Below are 18,097 nucleotides of genomic sequence, written 5' to 3' on the forward strand. Positions count from 1 at the left end.
GCACCAGGTTGGCGGCAACGCCATTTCAGTCAGTTCTTTTCAGGAGATTTGCCATGGCATCCACCATCAACACCAACGTCGCCTCCTTGACGGCCCAGCGCAACCTGGGCATGAGCCAAACTTCGCTCAACACCTCCATCCAGCGCCTGTCGTCGGGCCTGCGCATCAACAGCGCCAAGGACGACGCCGCCGGCCTGGCCATTTCCGAGCGTTTCACCAGCCAGATCCGTGGTCTGAACCAGGCTGTTCGCAATGCGAATGACGGCATCTCCCTGGCGCAAACGGCTGAAGGCGCCTTGAAGGCTTCCGGCGACATCCTGCAGCGTGTGCGTGAACTGGCGGTGCAATCGGCCAACGCCTCCAACAGCGCCGGCGACCGCCAGGCCCTGCAACAGGAAGTGGGCCAACTGGTCAGCGAACTGGATCGCATCTCCCAAACCACCGAATTCAACGGTGCCAAGCTGCTCAACGGCTCGTTCGGTACGCAACAGTTCCAAGTGGGCGCCAATGCCAACCAGACCATCGTGGCGGCCACGGCCAACCTGCGCACCAGCGTGTACGGCAACAACCAGAACACCTCGGCCAACGGTTCGGGCAGCGGTGCCAGCGCCACCTCCTGGGGTACCAACGGCGTGACCGCCGGTACGCTGGCCGTCAATGGTGCCCTGGGTTCCAGGAACATCACCATCGCGGCCAACGACACGGCCAAGGCCATGGCCGACAACATCAACCTGCAGACCGGGAACACGGGTGTGACCGCCTCTGCCCGCACCGAGGTGCAGCTGAGCTTCGAATCGGTGGGTTCCTACACTTTCGAGCTGCGTTCGGACAACGTGCCCACCTCGCCCGCGCTCGGCCAGTCTGTCTCTTTCAACGTGACCTCCCTCACCACGGCGGACGGTCTGTCGAACGCGGTGTCGGCCATCAATGAGCAGTCGTCCAAGACGGGCGTGACCGCGTCGCTGAACTCCACCAACAATGGCATCATCCTGACCAGTGCCACGGGCCAGGACATCACGCTGGCCAAGGGTGCCACTTCCGGTGCGAATGCGGGTGCGGTGAATATCCAGAAGCTGCAGGCGGATGGCACGACCATCGGCGCTGCCGATACCCTGGCGGCAGCCTCGGGTGCGGACGCATCGACGGTCAGCGGCTATGTGGTGCTTGACTCCGACAAGTCCTTCTCGACGGTGGCCACCACGACCAATGCCTTCAGCACGGCAACCCCTGCGAACTCGGCTTCGGATCTGCAGGAAGTGGCGAACCTGGACGTGACCACGTTCAAGAAGGCCACGGAAGCGCTCAAGACGGTGGACTCGGGCCTGGCGTTCATCAACGGCGAACGCGCTAAGCTCGGTGCTCTGCAATCGCGCTTCGAGACCTCGATCGCCAACCTGCAAGTGACCTCGGAGAACCTGTCTTCTTCCCGCTCGCGCATTCTGGACGCTGACTTCGCGGCAGAAACCGCCAACCTGTCGCGCTCGCAGATCCTGCAGCAGGCTGGTACGGCCATGGTGGCCCAGGCCAACCAGTTGCCACAAGGTGTGCTGGCCCTGCTGCGTTAAGCGCACAATGGCTGGCAGGGTCTGAGAAGACCCTGGTGCATCGGCGGCGACAGTTTTCCTGTCGCCGCCTTTTCACCTTGAGGCCCTTTGTGCCGACCGTAAGCACAGGTGCAGGGGGCTTCTGGAAACAGCGCGTACCGGGAGCGCTGGAATTGGCGGGTTTCCTGGTGTGAATAAGGACGTTACTGGCGCGGGATTGGCTCCATAATTTCCTTTGGACAGTTCAGGAGGTTTGTATGGCAACCATTTCATCCCCAGGGGTCGGCACCAATGGACTTGATGTCAAGAGCATCATCTCCCAGTTGGTCACGCTGGAAAAAAAGCCCCTCGATACGCTGAAGTTGCAGGCGGCCACGGTCAACACCAAGATCTCCGCCTACGGCCAGATCAAGTCGCTGGTCTCCACGCTGGCCGATGCGGCCGGCAAGCTCACCAGCGTGACTGGCTGGAACGGGGTCACCACGACCTCCTCGGATTCCAAATTCGTGTCGGCCACCGCGATCGGCGGCACCTTGCCCACCACCTTCAGCGTGGAAGTGCAGGGCCTTGCCAAGGCGCAGGCCACCGCGTCGGCCGCGCTCCTGCCGGTGGGCGGTGCCCTGGGTGCCGGCACCCTGCGCCTGGAGCTCGGCAAGTGGAGTGTGGCGCCCGCCTCCTTCACGCCCGGCAGCGGCCAGCCTGTCGATATCTCCATCAGCGCCAGCGACAAGCTGACGGATGTGGCGAGCAAGATCAATGGAAGCACGGCCGGGGTGACGGCCTCGATACTGTCCGATGCTTCGGGTGAGCGCCTGCTGCTGCGCAGCAAGAGCACGGGCGAGGAATTCGGCTTCCGCCTGAGCGTCATGGAAGGAGGCGATACCGACATCGCCAGCGCCGGCAATACCGATGCCACGGGTCTGTCCCGTCTGGTCGCGGGCAGCACGACGACGCAGGCGGCGCTCAACGCCAAGGCCACGGTCAATGGCATCGCGGTGTCGTCCGCCACGAATACCTTCGCCACCACGATCTCGGGGGTGACCTTCAAGGCCGAGCAGATTACGACCGCTCCCATCGACATCACGGTCGGCAAGGACACCGCGGCCGTCAAGACCAACGTCGACGAATTCGTCAAGGCCTACAACGCCATCAACCAGTTGATGCAGGATGCCACCAAGTACGACGCTAAAACCAATGCGGCCGGCTTGTTGCAAGGCGACTCGACGGCCATTGCCTTGCAAAATACCCTGCGCAATGCCATCCAGTCGGTCACCTCGGGAGGCGGCGCTTTCAAGCGCCTGGCCGACATCGGCCTGACCCAGCAACTCGGTGGTGACCTCACGCTGGATTCCACCAAGTTCAACAAGGCCTTGACGGAAAATCCGGACGACCTGAAGAACCTGTTCCGCAACACCGGCAGCGGCTCTGCAGAGGGCATTGCCGTGAAGATCAAGGCCGTCACCACCAACCTGCTGTCCGCCGATGGGTTCTTCAAGTCCAAGGACGATACGCTGCAGCTGTCGCTCAAGCGCAATGCCAAGGACCAGGCCACGGTGAATGACAAGGTGGATGCGTTCGAGAAGCGCATCACCGCCCGCTACAACGCGCTGGACAAGCAGATGGCTTCGCTCAATGGCTTGAATGCCTACATCGCGCAGCAGGTGACCGCCTGGAACAAGTCGACCTGACGGAAAGCCTTCAGTTTTTTCGGCCCCAGCCGATAAATAAAGCATCACACCGTAAGGACCACCCCATGTTCAGCGCCCACAACCCCCGTGCAGCCAACGCCTACCAGCGCATCAATGTGGAAACCAGCATGCACACGATTGACCAGCACCAGCTGGTCAGCCTGCTGTATGAGGGTGCTCTGGGGTCCATCGCCACGGCGCGCGGCGCGATGGCGCGTGGTGACATCGTCGGCAAGTGCAATGCCGTCTCCAAGGCGGTGCGCATCATCGAAGAAGGCCTGAGCACGGCGCTGGACACGGTCGATGGTGGTGAACTGGCGCAGAACCTGGGTGCCCTGTACGACTACTGCGTGCGCCGGCTGATCCTGGCCAATGCCCGCAACGACGACGCCATGATGCAGGAAGTGATGCGCCTGATCGAGCCGGTTGCGCTCGGTTGGAACGAGATCAAGAAGAACAACAACGGCATGGCCCCATCGGCCGATGCCACCGCTTCGGGCCAGCCTATGCTGGTGGAGGCATGAACCATGTCCCACATGCTGATTGATTACTACAAAGCCATTGAAGACAGCAGCGCCAAGATGCTGGAGGCCGCCAAGCTCAAGGATTGGGATGGCGTGGTGCGCTACGAGGGCGCCTGCGCCGTGCTGATCGAGCAACTGCGCTTCAAGTCCCAGGAGCACGAGCTGCTGCCCGAGCACCGCCGCGAGAAGACCCGCATCATGCAGCGCATCCTGCGCAACGATGCGCAGATCCGCTGCCTGGCCGAGCCCTGGCTGGCGCAGTTCGAGCACCTGTTCGAAGGCCAGCCGCAGATGATGCACTGAACGGGGTATAGGCAAGGAGGGCGCTGCCGGCGACCTCCTTTCGTCTGTCCTGCTTCCCTCCGGGAAGAAAAAAGCCACCGTACGTCGCAAGACGGCCGGTGGCTTTTTGCTGCCTGTTGGCTATTGCAGAAGGCGCTTGATGGGCAATGCCGTCGCAGGATCAATGACGCTGTCGATGTGGCGAATGATGCTGGGATAGCGGAATTGAATCGAAATCAGAGGCAGAAATGCGCGTACCAATTACCCGTGGCGCATGAAGCTGGCGCGGCCCAGGCCAGTGCCCCCGCGCAAGGGCCGCCCCGCCGCGCTGGGGGCGTCCCCCTCCCAGATTGCGAAGCAATATGAGAGAGGGGCTGAGGGCCGCGGCTCCAAGCCTGCCTGCGCAGGCTTGGACGTGCCCGAAGAGTGGCCGCCTCTGGCGGACCCCCCGAGGCGCGAAGCGCCTCAGGGGGTCTTCACACCTGCATATTCATGATGTCGGTATACGCCTGCACCATGCGGTTGCGCACATGCAGCGTGGCCTGGAAGCCGATCTGGGCCTTCTGGATGGCCACCATGGTCTCCTCCAGGCTGACCGAGGGATTCTCCAGCTGGACTTCCTTTTGCAGGTCGGACGACTTGTTCTGTGCAGCACTCACGGACTGCAGGGCGCCCTTGAGCGCGCCCGAGAAGCCCACGTCGTTGCCCTCGGCCTGCGGCATGGCGGCACGGCGCGCCATGCCGGCACCCGTCGTGGGGGTGGTGGAGCTGGGTATGCGGAGGTCCATGGCAGTGTCCATTGGGGGCTAGGGGATGCTGTGATGGTAGCCAGGCGCCCGGGGTGCATCATGGGGAATAGATGGTCAAAGGCGCGGCTTATCGGCAGAACATGGCCGGTACTTGAGCCGAATAATCGAACCCACGCCAAGGTCCGTTGCCGGGCCCCACCTATTGGAAAGCACGATGTCTGCAGTTGCCGAAGTCCCACTCGCTCCGCTCGCACCTCCCGCAGCCAGCCCCAGTCCCAACTGGCTGCAGCGGTTGACCAGCCTCGACCGGGCCCAGCGCATGCGCCTGGGTGTGGGGGTGGCGCTGCTCGTGGCCATGGCGGTCGCCGCCATCGTGCTGGGCCGCCAGCCTGACTACCGCGTCCTGTTTGCCAACCTGAACGACAAGGATGGCGGCGCCATCGTGGCCCAGCTGACCACGATGAATGTTCCCTACAAGTACGCCGAAGGCGGCGGTGCGATCCTCATTCCCGCCGAGAAGGTGCACGACGTGCGCCTGCGCCTGGCCACCCAGGGCCTGCCCCGCGGCTCCGTGACCGGCTTCGAGCTGATGGAGAGCAACCGCTTCGGCATGACCCAGTTCCAGGAACGCCTGAACTTCCAGCGCGGCCTCGAGGGCGAGCTGACCCGCTCCATCCAGGCCCTGTCCTCGGTGCAGAGCGCCCGCGTGCACCTGGCGCTGCCCAACCAGAACGGTTTCTTCCGCGAGCAGCAAAAGCCTTCGGCCTCGGTGCTGATCAGCCTGCACCCCGGCCGCATCCTGGACCGGGCCCAGCTCGCCGGCATCGTGCACCTGGTGGCCTCCAGCGTGCCCGAACTGGCGCCCTCGGCCGTCAGCGTGCTCGACGACACGGGCAAGCTGCTCTCGCAGTCGCCCGACGGCACCTCGGCGAATGCGGTCGATGCGCAGCAACTGCTCTACGTGCAACAGATCGAGCAGCAGCTCACTCGCCGCATCCAGGAGATCCTGGAGCCCGTGGTCGGCCGCAACAACGTCAAGGCCCAGGTCTCGGCCGAGCTGGACTTCAGCCGCACCGAGTCCACGTCCGAGCAGTTCCGCCCCAACCAGACCCCCGACGCCAAGGCTGTGCGCAGCCAGCAGATGCTGGAAACCTCCGGCTCCGCCCAGAAAACCGCGACCGGTGTGCCGGGTGCCGTTGCCAATCAACCACCCGCACCCTCGGCTGCACCCATCAACGGCGCCAATCCTGCACCCCAGGCCGGCGCCCAGCAGGGCACCGAAGAGTCGTCGAGCAAGCGCGAGTCCACCACCAACTACGAAGTGGACAAGACCGTGCGGGTCACGCGTGGCAACAACTGGGCCATCAAGCGCCTGAATGCCGCCGTGGTGGTCAACTACCATTCAATCGAAGAAAAGGGCAAGACCGTCACCAAGGCGCTCACCCCCGAGCAGCTGGAGCAGATGAAGGCGCTGGTGCGTGAAACCATTGGTTTCAATGGCGAGCGCGGCGATTCCGTGAACCTCATGAACACGCCGTTCCAGGTGGAAGCCGCTGCGTCGAACGATGTGCCGCTGTGGAAGCAGCCCGAGGTCATCGATGTGGCCAAGAGCTTTGCCTGGCCGGTGGGTGCCCTGCTGTTCGCTGCCATGGTGCTGCTGGGCCTGGTGCGTCCGGCGCTCAAGGGTGCGGATGCCAAGGCGGCCAGGGCTGGCGACCTGCCGAGGGCGGGCGGACAGCTGGATGCCATCGAGGCAGAGCAGCCCGATCGCCCGGCTTTGCCGTCCCCGGGCAAGAAGGAAGAGAATGTGGTCGCCACGCCAGAGCAATTGCGTCTGGAAGAGGCCCGCGTACTGGCCAAGGAAAACCCCGTGGCCGTCGCCAATATTCTCAAATCCTGGGTGAACGGCGAAAATGCCTGACCCCGTCGCCTCTTCACATGCTTGGATAGCCCATGGATGAACAAGGTCTCAACGACGCCGCCATCATGCTGATGTCCCTCGGCGAGGAGGAGGCGGCCGAGGTGTTCAAGCACCTCTCGCCCAAAGAGGTTCAGAAGCTGGGTGAGACCATCGCGCGCATGAAATCGGTGTCGCGCGAAAAGGTGGACAGCGTCATCAACCGCTTTGCCGACGCCGCCGCGGCCCAGAGCCTGCTGGTGTCTGACACCGGCAACTACGTGCGCGCCGTGCTCAAGCGCGCCCTGGGCGACGACAAGGCCTCGCTGCTGATCGACCGCATCCTGCAGGGCGGCGACGTTTCCGGCATCGAAAGCCTCAAGTGGATGGACCCGCTGTCAGTGGCCGAGCTGCTGCGCAACGAGCACCCCCAGATCGTCGCGGCCATCCTGGTGCACCTGGACAGCGAGCAGGCGTCGGGCATCCTGATGCACCTGACCGACCGCCAGCGCAGCGAAATCCTGCTGCGCGTGGCCACGCTGGAAGGCATCCAGCCCACGGCGCTCAAGGACCTCAACGAAGTGCTGTTCAAGGTGCTGGCCGGGGGCGACAAGATCCGCAAGAGCTCGCTGGGCGGCGTCAAGGCGGCGGCAGAGATCATCAACCTGCTGGGCTCCAACATGGATGCCGTGGTGATCGAGTCCATCCGCGGCTACGACCCCGATCTGGCACAGAAGATCATGGACAAGATGTTCGTCTTCGAAGACGTGCTCAAGCTCGACAACACCGCCATCCAGGCTGTGCTCAAGGAAGTGGCTTCGGAGACGCTCATCGTCGCGCTCAAGGGCGCCGTGCCCGAGCTGCGCGAAAAATTCCTGTCCAACATGTCCTCGCGTGCCGCCGAGGCGCTGCGCGAAGACCTCGAATCGCGCGGTCCGATGCGGCTTTCCGAAGTGGAAGCGCAGCAAAAGGAAATCCTCAAGACGATCCGCCGCCTGTCCGACGAAGGCCAGATCGTGATCGGTGGTGGTGGCGACGATGCCTTCGTCTAACAGCCAGCGCTCGTATTCACGTTTCATCCCCAGCGAAGAGGTGGGGGTGGTCACGCAATGGAAGTTCGGCGCCGTGGACGGCTCCGAGCCGGTGGAGCCCGAACCCGAGGTGCTGCCCGAGCCGGAGCCCCCGCCGCCCGATCCGGCCGAGGTGGAGGCTGCGCAACTGGCATTGGTGCAGCAGGCCTGCGATGCGGCTTTTTCCCAGGGCCTGGCACAGGGCCAGTCCGACACGGCGCTCGAATGGCAGCAGCGCATGGACGACTACGTGGCCGGCCAGGCGCAGGAGATGTCCCAGAGCATTGCCGGCGTCGTGCGCTCCCTCGAGGAATCGCTGGCCGCCCTGCAGCAGCGCATGGCCCAGGACGTGCTGGCGCTGGCCTGCGACATCGCCCGCGAAGTCGTGCGCCGGGAGCTGTCGGTCAGCCCCGACGTGCTCGAGCCCGTGGTCCGCGAGGCCGTGGGCATGCTGGTGGTCGAGGGGCGGCCTGCCCTGGTGCGCCTGAACCCTGCGGACATGGGCGCCGTGGAGCAGCCGCTGCGCGACGAGATGGGTGCTGGCATCCAATGGGTGGCCGATGCGTCCGTGCCCGCCGGCGGATGCCTGGTCGAGTCGGGTGGCACGGTGGTCGATGGCAGCGTGGACAAGCGCTGGGAGCGTGCCATCGCCTCGCTGGGGCTGGAATCGCCCTGGCAGGAGAGCGGCGATGAGCGTTGATGCCCCCGCCTCCAATGCCTGGACGCAATTCATGGACGATGCGCGCGAGCGCGTGCGCCACCGTGCGCCGCTGGAGACGCGCGGCACCCTGACCCGGCTGACCGGCCTGGTGCTGGAGGCTGCCGGTATCCGCGTGCCCGTGGGTTCGCAGTGCATGGTGCAGATGCCGGGCCATGCCCCGGTGCTGGCCGAGGTGGTCGGGTTCTCGGCCGACCGGGCCTTTCTGATGCCTGCGGGCGACATCCACGGCCTGTCCAGCGGCGCCAGCGTGGTGCCCGCCGCCCCTTATATCGCCAGCCCGCGCCTGGGCGAAGCCTCCCGGCCCTCCCCGAAGGCGGGCGTGCTGCGCCTGCCCATGGGCGACGGTCTGCTGGGGCGGGTGGTCGATCCGCAGGGCCTGCCCCTGGACCATGGGGGGCCGGTGCAGGACGTGGTCTCCGAGCCCATGGACCGCCGCCAGATCAATGCCATGGACCGCGACCCGGTGCGCCTGCCGCTGGACACCGGCGTGCGCGCCATCAATTCGCTGCTCACCGTGGGCCGCGGCCAGCGCCTGGGCCTGTTTGCCGGCTCGGGCGTCGGCAAGAGCGTGCTGCTGGGCATGATGGCCCGCTACACGGCGGCCGACGTGATCGTGGTGGGGCTCATCGGCGAGCGGGGCCGCGAGGTCAAAGAGTTCGTCGAGGACATCCTGGGCGAAGATGGCCGTGCGCGTTCCGTCGTGGTGGCCGCACCAGCCGACGCGCCGCCGCTGCTGCGCATGCAGGGTGCGGCCTACGCCACCGCCGTGGCCGAGCATTTCCGCGACAAGGGCAAGCATGTGCTGCTGCTCATGGACTCGCTGACCCGCTATGCCATGGCCCAGCGCGAGATCGCGCTGGCCATCGGCGAGCCACCGGCCACCAAGGGCTACCCGCCATCGTGCTTTGCCAAGCTGCCCGCATTGGTCGAGCGCAGCGGCAACGGCCTGCATGGCGTGGGCTCCATCACTGCCTTCTACACCGTGCTCTCTGAGGGCGACGACCAGCAGGACCCGATTGCCGACGCTGCGCGCGCCATCCTGGACGGGCACATCGTGCTGTCGCGCTCGCTGGCCGAGTCCGGGCATTTCCCGGCCATCGACATCGAGCAATCGGCGTCGCGCGTGATGCACAACGTGGTCTCGCGCGGCCACTTTGACGTCGCACGGCGTTTTCGCGCCGTCTACTCGCGCTACCAGAAGAGCCGCGACCTGGTGCAGGTGGGGGCCTACATGAGCGGATCCGACCCCGCGCTGGACGAAGCCATCCGCCTGCAACCGCAGATGGCCGCCTTCCTGCAGCAGGACATGTTCGAGGCGTCCACCATGGACCAGAGCGTGAACGCCATGGCGTCCGTGCTCGACCAGTAAGCATCCGAAGGCTGCGCCATGTCCGTCCTCAGTGCCCTCATCGTCGCCGTGGAGATCGCCTCGCGCAAGCGGGACGAGGCACGCCACGTGCTGCAGGAAGCCCTGGCCGTGCAGCAGGCGGCCCAGGCGCAGCTCAACCAGCTGCAGGACTATGCGCGCGAGACGGAGCAGCGTTGGGGCATGCAGGAGGACACCCGCGTGCAGCCCGAGGTGATGTACCACCACTACCAGTTCATGGACCGGCTGGGGCATGCGGCGGGCCTGCAGACCGGCGTGGTGGGTGACCAGGCGGCACGGGTCGAGAACGCGCGGCACGGCCTGATGGACGCCGAGCGCCGCCTGGCCAGCCTGCGCAAGGTGGTCGAGCAGCGGCGCCGCGAGCTGGAGCAGGCCCAGGCCCGCACGGAGCAGAAACAAACCGATGAACGTGCGGCGATGCAGTACAGCCGCAGGGTTCAGGACCGATAGGGCAGGAGAATTGACCATGGAACAGGCACGCATATCCACCAACCAGGGAACGCAGTCTTCCCAGCAGACCACCCGCACACGTGCCCATGCGCAGCAAAAGGGCGCCACGGACGATGCTGCCGGGGCGGCGGCACAGCCAGACAGTTTCCTGGCGCTGCTGGCCGCGCAGGACCCGGAGTTCGCCGAGGGCGGGGACCCGCTGGCCGCCGTTCCCGGGGCTGCCGATGCCTCTGGCACCCTGGCCACCGTCGATCCCTCCACCCTGGTCGGCTGGCAGGCGCTGGTCGCGGGCGACAGTGCTGCCCAGCAACTCAGGGGGCAGGGCGGCGACACGGCGGGCGCGGAGGGCATGACCACCGCCGGCCTGCTGGGGCAGACCGGCGTGGCGCGGGGCACCAGCATGCTGGCCGATTCGGCAGGCGGTGCCCAGGCCCTTGCCGGGCAGCTGCTGGCGGGCCAGGGCCTGCCGGCCGCCGACGGACTGGTGTCGCAAACCGCGGCGCTGGATGGAGGTTTCCAGGATGCTTCGCAGCCGGCCACGGCCACACTGGGCTTTGGGCGCCAGTTCTCGCGCATGCACAGCGCAGCCCTGCAGCGCGGTGCCAGCGATGCGGGCCTGGGCGCAGCGGGTAGCGTGGGTGCCGTGTCGGCGCGCGCTGCGGGCGATGATGCCAGGCAGGTGGCCGCATCCACGGGTGATCTGTCGATGGTGTCCAGCGCGGTGGCCAGTACCGTGCGCGAGTTCGGCCCCGGCCTGCACCGCGGTTCGGGCGAGGGCGGTACCCCCGGGGCGGACGCCGCCTTGCTGGTCAATCCGGATCCCTCGGCTGCCGTGGCGGCTCCCGGTGCGCGCAGTGCGGATGCGGGCGGCGGCGAATCATCCCGGCATGGCGGCTCGGGCGGCCTGGGCGAAGGCGGCACCGAGCCCTCCTTCGCGGTGGACAGTGCATCGGGCACCCCTGGCTTCGAGGAACTGGCGCAGACCGGCGCCGAAGAACTGCTGGCCGAGCAGGTCACCTACTGGGCCAACCAGAAGACCCAGAATGCCGAGCTCACCCTGAACCGCGACGGCCAGCCCTTGGCTGTGAGCGTGGCCCTGTCCGGCAACGAGGCCCATGTCACCTTCCGCAGCGACCAGGAGCACACCCGCGAGATGCTGGACCAGAGCATGGCGCAGCTCAGCGAACTGCTGCGCGGCGAGGGCCTGGTCCTGTCGGGCATGACCGTGGGCACCTCGGCAGGCCAGGGCGCCATGGCGGGCGATGGCGAGCAGCAGCGCAACCGCTCGGGCGAGGGGCAGCAGGCCCAGGTGCTGGTGGCGGGCCCCACGGATGTCAGCCAGCGGCTGGCGGGCAGCGGTACGCGCAACAGCGCCGTGGACGTCTTCGTGTAACGCCGCTGCAGCCAGGGCGGGCTGCAGCGGCAATCGCCATGCCAGGCTGGCACGGCGATTGCCAACGTCAACACCCTGTTCGTGGGTGTATTCTGGCTATTATTGGGAGGGCAGCTGCGCCACAATAGGAAGCGTCTGCTGGCGCAATGCCGTTCCCGGCGCGATGCCACCACCGAATCCCATCTAAGGACCCTGCCACGTGTCTGCCAACGCTGCCGCTCCGGCCAAGGAGAAGCCCAAAAGCAAGAAGATGCTGATCATCGTGATTGTGCTGGTGCTCGTGCTGGGCATCGCAGGTGCTGCGGCCTTCTTCGTGCTGGGCAAGAAAAAGCCGGCCGAGGACGAGGAGGGTGCCGCCGCGGAGCCGGCCCACACGGCCGCCAAGGTACCCCCCACGTTCCTGCCGTTCGAGAACATGGTGGTCAACCTGGCCGACCCGGGCGGCGACCGGTTTGCCCAGATCGGCATCACCGTCGAGGTCACCGACGCCAAGACGGCCGAACAGATCAAGCTCTACCTGCCATCCATCCGCAGCAGCGTGCTGCTGCTGGTCTCGCAACGCACCTCCGGGGAGCTGCTGGCCCGCGAGGGCAAGGAAAAGCTCGCCAAGGACATCCTGCGCGAAGTCTCACGCCCGCTCGGCTTCACCGTGCCGCGCGACCGCCCCAAGCGTGCCGCATCGGCCGAGGAGGACGAGGAAGAGGACCGCCCGGTGCGCAAGCCGCCGAGGAATCCGGTACAAGGCATTCTTTTCTCCAGCTTCATCATCCAGTGACGCAAGGACAATCCTGCCATGAGTGATTCATTCCTATCGCAGGAAGAGGTTGATGCCCTTCTGGAAGGCGTCACTGGCGAGAGCCAGAAGTCCGTCGAGGAAGTGGCCGAGTCGGGGTCCGTACGCAACTACGACATCTCGAGCCAGGAGCGCATCGTCCGCGGCCGCATGCCGACGATGGAAATCGTCAACGAGCGGTTTGCGCGCAATTTCCGCATCGGCCTGTTCAACTTCATCCGCCGCAGCCCCGAGATTTCGGTGGGCACCGTGTCGGTGCAGCGCTACAGCGCCTTCCTGCGCGAACTGGCCGTTCCGACCAACTTCAACATCGTCGCCATCCGCCCGCTGCGCGGCAGCGGCCTGATCGTCTGCGAGCCGTCCCTGGTGTTCGGCATCATCGACACGCTGTACGGCGGGGTGGGAAAGTTCCAGACCCGCATCGAAGGGCGTGATTTCTCGCCCACCGAGCAGCGCGTGATCAACCGGCTGGTCGATGTGATCTGTGCCGAGTACAAGAAGGCCTGGCAGGGCATCTACCCGCTGGAGCTCGACTACCAGCGCTCGGAGATGCAGCCGCAGTTCGCCAACATCGCCACGCCCAGCGAGATCGTGGTGTCCACCGCGTTCCAGCTGGAAATCGGCGACCTGTCGGGCGCCATCCACATCTGCATGCCCTACGCCACGCTGGAGCCCATCCGGGACGTGCTGTACTCCTCGACGCAGGGCGATTCCATCGAGGTGGACCGACGCTGGGTGCGGGTGCTCACACGCGAGATCCAGGCGGCCGAGGTGGTGCTGGTGGCCGAGCTGGCCAAGGCCGATGCCACGGTGGAGCAACTGCTGGCGATGAAGCCCGGTGATTTCATCGAGCTCGACCGGGAGCCGCGCATCCGCGCCTCCATCGGGGGGGTTCCCATCTTCGAGTGCCAGTATGGGACCCACAATTCGAAATATGCCATCCGTATCGAAGAGTGTTTGCGCAATTCGGACATGAGCTGGCTGGGAGAAAAAGATGTCAACTGAAGAAGACAACAAGGACGGCGCAGCCGAGGACCCGTTTGCAGGCTGGGCCGAAGCGCTCGAGGAGCAAAAGAGCGCGGACGACAAGCCCGGCGATGCGGAGCAGGGTGGCCCCCTGTCCGGCGAGGCGGTGCGTCCGTCCTCGTCGAGCAACAGCGATGGCACCGTCAACGACATCAACATGGTGCTGGACATTCCTGTCCAGCTGTCGGTGGAGCTGGGGCGCACCAAGGTGCCGATCAAGTACATCCTGCAACTGGCGCAGGGCTCGGTGGTCGAACTCGATGCGCTGGCCGGCGAACCCATGGACGTGCTCGTCAATGGCTACCTGATCGCCCAGGGCGAGGTGGTGGTGGTGAACGACAAGTTCGGTATCCGCCTGACCGATGTGGTGACGCCCTCGGAGCGGCTGCGGCGCGTGAGCCGTGGCTGATGGGGGCAACGCCATGGGGATGACCCAGACGCTGGTCATCGTCGTCCTGTTCGTGGGGGCCATGGCCTGCCTGCCCTGGCTCATCAAGCGCCTGCAGCAGCACCATGCCGCCGGCAGCCTGCCGGCCGGTGCCGCATCGCGCGTGCTGTCGGCGGTGGCCGTTGGGCCCCAGCAGCGCGTGGTTACCGTGGAGGTCGGCCCCGAAGGCGCGCGCACCTGGCTGGTGCTCGGTGTCACGGCGCAGCAGGTCAGTTGCCTGCACGTGCTGGCGGCGCCCGCCACCGCCGCCGCCGCGTCGGCCGCCTTGCCCGCGGTGGTGCCCGATGCGTCCGCCTTCGCGCGCGAAATGGCGGCCGCCGAGGCGCGCAAGGAACCGCATGTCTGAGCCTGCGCGCCCCGCATCGCCGCCACGCAGCACGGCGTGGTTGGCCGCGCTGGCGGCCCTCGCCCTCCTGGCCTGGCAGGTACCGGCACTGGCGCAGACGGCCGGCGCCACGCCGCCGGCTCCAGGCTCGCTGCCTGTACTGATCGGCTCCGGCAGCGGCGGATCGAGCTACTCCGTGCCGATCCAGACGCTGCTGTTCTTCACGGCTCTGTCCTTCCTGCCGGCCATCCTGCTGTTGATGACGGGCTTCACGCGCATCGTCATCGTGCTGTCGCTGCTGCGCCAGGCGCTGGGCACGCAATCGGCGCCGCCCAACCAGGTGATCATCGGCCTGTCGCTGTTCCTGACCTTCTTCGTCATGGGGCCGACGTTCGACCGCGTGCACAAGGAAGCCTACGTGCCCTACACCACCAATGCCATCACGTTCGAGCAGGCGGTGGACCGGGCCGAGGTGCCCATGCGCGAGTTCATGCTCAAGCAGACCCGGCAGTCGGACTTTGCGCTGTTCGCGCGCCTGGCGCGGCTGGCCCCCGAGGTGACGGCCGAGACCGCGCCGTTTCGCGTGCTGGTGCCGGCCTTCGTGACCAGCGAGCTCAAGTCTGCATTCCAGATTGGGTTCATGATCTTCATCCCCTTCCTGGTGATCGACATGGTGGTCTCCAGCATCCTCATGTCGCTGGGCATGATGATGCTCTCACCGGTGCTCGTGGCGCTGCCGTTCAAGCTCATGCTGTTCGTGCTGGCCGATGGCTGGAACCTGCTGATCGGCTCGCTGGCCGCCAGTTTTGCCACCTAGACCCAGGAGAAATGCCATGACTTCGCAGATGGTCCTCACCATGGGGCGCGACGCCCTGACGCTGCTGTTGATGATCGCCATGCCCGTGCTCGGGGTGGTGATGGCCGTGGGCCTGGTGGTCAGCATCTTCCAGGCCGTGACGCAGATCCATGAGGCGACGCTGGCCTTCGTGCCCAAGCTGATCGCCGCGATGGTGGTGTTCGCGATCGCAGGGCCCTGGATGATCAGCACCCTGGTGGACTACATCCGCCGCACCATCGAGTCGATTCCCTCCGTCGTGGGTTAGCCCCCGGTGCTGGCGTGATCACCTTCACCGAGGCCCAGCTGGTGGCCTGGATATCACCCATCCTGTGGCCATTCATCCGGGTGCTGGCAATGTTCTCCGTGGCGCCGGTGTTTTCCATGCGCGCGATTCCCATGCGCGTGAAGATCGGGCTGGCCTTCTTCGTGGCCGTGTCTGCCCAGGCCGTGCTGCCCGTCCAGCCAGTGATCGACATCAATGGGCGCGAGGCGCTGGGTGCCGTCGCCCAGCAGGTGGCCGTGGGCCTGGCCATCGGTTTTTCGGTGCGCCTGGTGTTCGCCTCGGTGGAGCTGGCGGGTGAAATGATCGGCCTGCAGATGGGCCTGAACTTCGCATCGTTCTTCGACCCCGCCAGCAATGGCCAGGTGAGTGCCGTGGCGCGCTTCTTCGGGCACATGTCCACGCTGCTGTTCATTGTCATCAATGGCCACCTGATGGTCATCATGGCCGTGGTCAAGAGCTTCGACCGCTTTCCCGTGAACGGCAACTTCCTGCAGGCCATCGGCCAGATGCGCCTGTATGAGCTGGGCAGCTCGCTGTTTTCCAGCGCCCTGTGGATCGCCCTGCCCATGATCGCGCTGCTGCTGTTCGTCAACCTGGCGATGGGCATCATCTCGCGCGTGGCGCCGCAGATGAACATCTATGCGGTGGGCTTCCCGGTCACGCTCACCGTGGGCCTGCTGGGCATCGCCGCCACCCTGCCCATGCTGGAGCAGCCCATCCTCACGCTGATGCAGCAGTCCATCGACCTGTTCTCCAGCCAGCGGTAGCGGCCGCTGCTGCCAAGAGGCTCCGCCGGTAACGCAGGCATGCCACAAGCCAGTGCCACCGTGGAACTGGCTTTGTCAGGCCAGGGGTGGCGTCTCCCTTCAGGGGGTCATACCAACTCATTGCGGATGGCGTAGACCGTGAGTTCGGCGTTGTTGGAGAGCTTGAGCTTTTCGAGCACGCGCGAGCGGTAGACGCTCACGGTCTTGGGACTGAGCATCAGCTCCTCGGCGATGTCGGCCAGGCGCCGGCCCGAGGCGATCTTGATCAGCGTCTGCAATTCGCGCTCGGACAGCGTGGCGTGGGGGCTCTCCAGCACCGGCTGGGCCAGGCTTTCGGCCAGCATCTGCGCCACCTCGGCCGTCAGGTACTTGCGGCCCTGCATCACCACGCGCACCGCGTTGATCAGCTCCACCGGGTCGGATGCCTTGTTGGCATAGCCCTGGGCACCGGCCTTCAGGCAGCGCAGTGCGTACTGGTCTTCGGGGTACATCGATACCACCAGCACCTTGATGGTGGAGTGCGTTTCGCGCAGGGTGGCCAGCACCTCCAGGCCGCCGCGGCCGGGCATGTTCAGGTCCAGCAGCAGCACGTCGCAGGGGGCCGTGCGCAGCACCTCGCGCAGCTCGGCGTAGCCGCCGGCCTCCCCGGTCACCTTGATGTCGGTGGCCTCGGTGAGGGTGTCGCGGATGCCGCGTCTGAGCACGGCATGGTCATCGCACAAAACGACGTTGATCACCAGACATCTCCTGGGTTGGCGGGCTGGTCCGATGGGGCGGCCAGCGGTATCGACAGTGTGAGGCAGGTTCCCTTGCCCGGCTGGGTGCTGACATCGAGCCAGCCCCCCACGGTGCGGGCCCGCTCGTGCAGGCCCTTGATCCCGAAGGCCTTGGGCTTGTCCGCCAACTGCGCGACGTCGAAGCCACAGCCATCATCGGCGATCTCCACGGTCAGCACCCCCTCATGGTCGGACAGGTCGATATGCACCTTGCCGGCCTGGGCGTATTTGGCGATGTTGGTCAGCGCCTCCTGTGCGGTGCGGTAGGCCACCAGCCGGATGTCGCTGGGCACGTCGATCGCCTCGCCGCTGGCCGTGACCTGGGTGCGCACCGCGCACCGGCGCTCGAAACCCGCGGCCAGCCACTGCACGGCCGCCACCAGCCCCTGCTCCAGGATCGGCGGGCGCAGGTTCATCATGATGCGCTGGCTGGCACCGATGGCGTGTTGCAGCATGTCCGAGGCGCTGGCGAGGTGGCCCTGCGTCGCCGGGTCCTGTGCATGCCGGCCGATCCAGGCCAGGTCCACGCGCACGGCGGTCAGCGAGCCGCCGATGTCGTCGTGGATCTCGCGCGCGATGGAAGCGCGCTCCTGTTCGATGGAGGTCTGCAGGTGCTCGGTGAGTTCCGCCAGGCGCTGCTGGGAGGCTGCCAGTTCGGCCACGGCGCGCTCGCGGTCCTGGCGCGCCTGGTGCACCTCGATGGCCCGGGTGACCACGTGCGGCAGGCGGGAAATGTCGTCCTTGAGCAGGTAGTCGGAGAAACCCAGGCGCATGGCATCCACGGCGGCGGCCTCGCCAATGGCCCCGGATAACAACACAAATGGTACAGGTGTTGCTAATTTAGCCACATGCTCCCACGCATCGAGCGCAGTGAATCCTTGCAGTCTGTAGTCCGCAAGGATCAAATCGAAGGACTCGTGGGTGGTGCGATCGCAGAAATCCTGCAGGGTGTCGACCTGCTGGAGCGTGCAATGCAGCTTGGCACGCTGCAAAGTGAGCTTGGCCAGAACATGGTCTGCCAGCGAATCCTCCAGGTGCAGGAGGCGTAAGGGATGGCCTGCTACTGTCATGACCATATGAGCGCTATCATAGGATACAAATTGGAACAAACAAGGGTGTTTGTCCCGGTAGGGTGG

General features: G+C 65.9%; 20 protein-coding genes. 17 read left to right on the forward strand and 3 right to left on the reverse strand.

Annotation, left to right across the window (positions count from 1 at the left end; all coding sequences use genetic code 11):
• Positions 1-53: 53 nt before the first annotated feature.
• From AC07PA_RS31265 to AC07PA_RS31280, 4 genes are all read left to right on the forward strand, one after another.
• On the forward strand, positions 54-1,565 hold the full coding sequence (locus AC07PA_RS31265; protein ID WP_007860913.1) for a flagellin N-terminal helical domain-containing protein: 1,512 nt from the start codon (positions 54-56) through the stop codon (positions 1,563-1,565).
• A gap of 236 nt (positions 1,566-1,801) precedes the next feature.
• Complete coding sequence (gene fliD / locus AC07PA_RS31270) at positions 1,802-3,232, forward strand: flagellar filament capping protein FliD (RefSeq protein WP_007860915.1); 1,431 nt, start codon at positions 1,802-1,804, stop codon at positions 3,230-3,232.
• A gap of 65 nt (positions 3,233-3,297) precedes the next feature.
• Positions 3,298-3,756: a flagellar export chaperone FliS gene (fliS, locus tag AC07PA_RS31275; RefSeq protein ID WP_494610097.1), complete on the forward strand. Its 459-nt coding sequence runs from the start codon at positions 3,298-3,300 to the stop codon at positions 3,754-3,756.
• A gap of 3 nt (positions 3,757-3,759) precedes the next feature.
• A complete protein-coding gene (locus AC07PA_RS31280; protein WP_007860919.1) occupies positions 3,760-4,059 on the forward strand; it encodes a flagellar protein FliT in 300 nt (99 codons plus the stop codon).
• A 455-nt stretch (positions 4,060-4,514) separates the two neighbouring features.
• On the opposite strand, the gene fliE is transcribed toward AC07PA_RS31280, so the two are convergent.
• Positions 4,515-4,826, reverse strand: a complete 312-nt coding sequence (gene fliE, locus AC07PA_RS31285) for a flagellar hook-basal body complex protein FliE (RefSeq protein ID WP_494610096.1) — start codon at positions 4,824-4,826, stop codon at positions 4,515-4,517.
• 175 nt (positions 4,827-5,001) lie between these two features.
• On the opposite strand from fliE, the gene fliF reads away from it, so the two are divergent.
• From fliF to fliR, 13 genes are all read left to right on the forward strand, one after another.
• A complete protein-coding gene (gene fliF, locus AC07PA_RS31290) occupies positions 5,002-6,708 on the forward strand; it encodes a flagellar basal-body MS-ring/collar protein FliF (protein WP_494610095.1) in 1,707 nt (568 codons plus the stop codon).
• 32 nt (positions 6,709-6,740) lie between these two features.
• Positions 6,741-7,736, forward strand: coding sequence for a flagellar motor switch protein FliG (fliG, locus tag AC07PA_RS31295; RefSeq protein ID WP_007853762.1), 996 nt, complete (start codon positions 6,741-6,743; stop codon positions 7,734-7,736).
• Positions 7,723-8,454 (forward strand): FliH/SctL family protein, encoded by a 732-nt coding sequence (locus tag AC07PA_RS31300; protein WP_494610094.1) that lies wholly within the window; start codon positions 7,723-7,725, stop codon positions 8,452-8,454. The genes fliG and AC07PA_RS31300 overlap by 14 nt, the downstream gene beginning before the upstream one ends.
• A gap of 31 nt (positions 8,455-8,485) precedes the next feature.
• Positions 8,486-9,844 carry a flagellar protein export ATPase FliI gene (gene fliI / locus AC07PA_RS31305; protein WP_494610107.1) on the forward strand — a complete coding sequence of 453 codons (1,359 nt, stop codon included), beginning with the start codon at positions 8,486-8,488 and terminating at the stop codon, positions 9,842-9,844.
• Positions 9,845-9,862: 18 nt separating this feature from the next.
• Positions 9,863-10,312, forward strand: coding sequence for a flagellar export protein FliJ (fliJ, locus tag AC07PA_RS31310; RefSeq protein WP_494610093.1), 450 nt, complete (start codon positions 9,863-9,865; stop codon positions 10,310-10,312).
• Positions 10,313-10,328: 16 nt separating this feature from the next.
• Complete coding sequence (locus AC07PA_RS31315) at positions 10,329-11,705, forward strand: flagellar hook-length control protein FliK (RefSeq protein WP_494610092.1); 1,377 nt, start codon at positions 10,329-10,331, stop codon at positions 11,703-11,705.
• Between the two features lie 199 nt (positions 11,706-11,904).
• Positions 11,905-12,480 carry a flagellar basal body-associated FliL family protein gene (locus AC07PA_RS31320; protein WP_145697205.1) on the forward strand — a complete coding sequence of 192 codons (576 nt, stop codon included), beginning with the start codon at positions 11,905-11,907 and terminating at the stop codon, positions 12,478-12,480.
• A gap of 18 nt (positions 12,481-12,498) precedes the next feature.
• Positions 12,499-13,503 (forward strand): flagellar motor switch protein FliM, encoded by a 1,005-nt coding sequence (gene fliM / locus AC07PA_RS31325; protein WP_007853747.1) that lies wholly within the window; start codon positions 12,499-12,501, stop codon positions 13,501-13,503.
• The gene (gene fliN, locus AC07PA_RS31330) at positions 13,493-13,933 is read left to right on the forward strand and encodes a flagellar motor switch protein FliN (protein ID WP_007853744.1); all 441 of its coding nucleotides are present in this window, start codon (positions 13,493-13,495) and stop codon (positions 13,931-13,933) included. Before fliM ends, fliN begins: the two co-directional genes overlap by 11 nt.
• 19 nt (positions 13,934-13,952) lie before the next feature.
• On the forward strand, positions 13,953-14,318 hold the full coding sequence (locus tag AC07PA_RS31335; protein ID WP_494610106.1) for a FliO/MopB family protein: 366 nt from the start codon (positions 13,953-13,955) through the stop codon (positions 14,316-14,318).
• Positions 14,311-15,114, forward strand: a complete 804-nt coding sequence (gene fliP / locus AC07PA_RS31340) for a flagellar type III secretion system pore protein FliP (RefSeq protein WP_494610091.1) — start codon at positions 14,311-14,313, stop codon at positions 15,112-15,114. The genes AC07PA_RS31335 and fliP overlap by 8 nt, the downstream gene beginning before the upstream one ends.
• A 16-nt stretch (positions 15,115-15,130) precedes the next feature.
• Entirely contained in the window at positions 15,131-15,400 is a 270-nt protein-coding gene (gene fliQ, locus AC07PA_RS31345; RefSeq protein WP_007853732.1) for a flagellar biosynthesis protein FliQ, read from the forward strand.
• A 14-nt stretch (positions 15,401-15,414) separates the two neighbouring features.
• Entirely contained in the window at positions 15,415-16,185 is a 771-nt protein-coding gene (fliR, locus tag AC07PA_RS31350) for a flagellar biosynthetic protein FliR (protein WP_007853729.1), read from the forward strand.
• A 107-nt stretch (positions 16,186-16,292) separates the two neighbouring features.
• Here the strand turns inward: fliR and AC07PA_RS31355 are convergent, their stop codons facing one another.
• Both AC07PA_RS31355 and AC07PA_RS31360 read right to left on the reverse strand, forming a co-directional pair.
• Positions 16,293-16,922, reverse strand: a complete 630-nt coding sequence (locus tag AC07PA_RS31355) for a response regulator (protein WP_007853727.1) — start codon at positions 16,920-16,922, stop codon at positions 16,293-16,295.
• Positions 16,919-18,037 carry a hybrid sensor histidine kinase/response regulator gene (locus tag AC07PA_RS31360; protein ID WP_494610090.1) on the reverse strand — a complete coding sequence of 373 codons (1,119 nt, stop codon included), beginning with the start codon at positions 18,035-18,037 and terminating at the stop codon, positions 16,919-16,921. The genes AC07PA_RS31355 and AC07PA_RS31360 overlap by 4 nt, the downstream gene beginning before the upstream one ends.
• Positions 18,038-18,097: the final 60 nt, after the last annotated feature.

It is taken from the genome of Acidovorax sp. GW821-FHT09B03 (assembly GCF_059418305.1).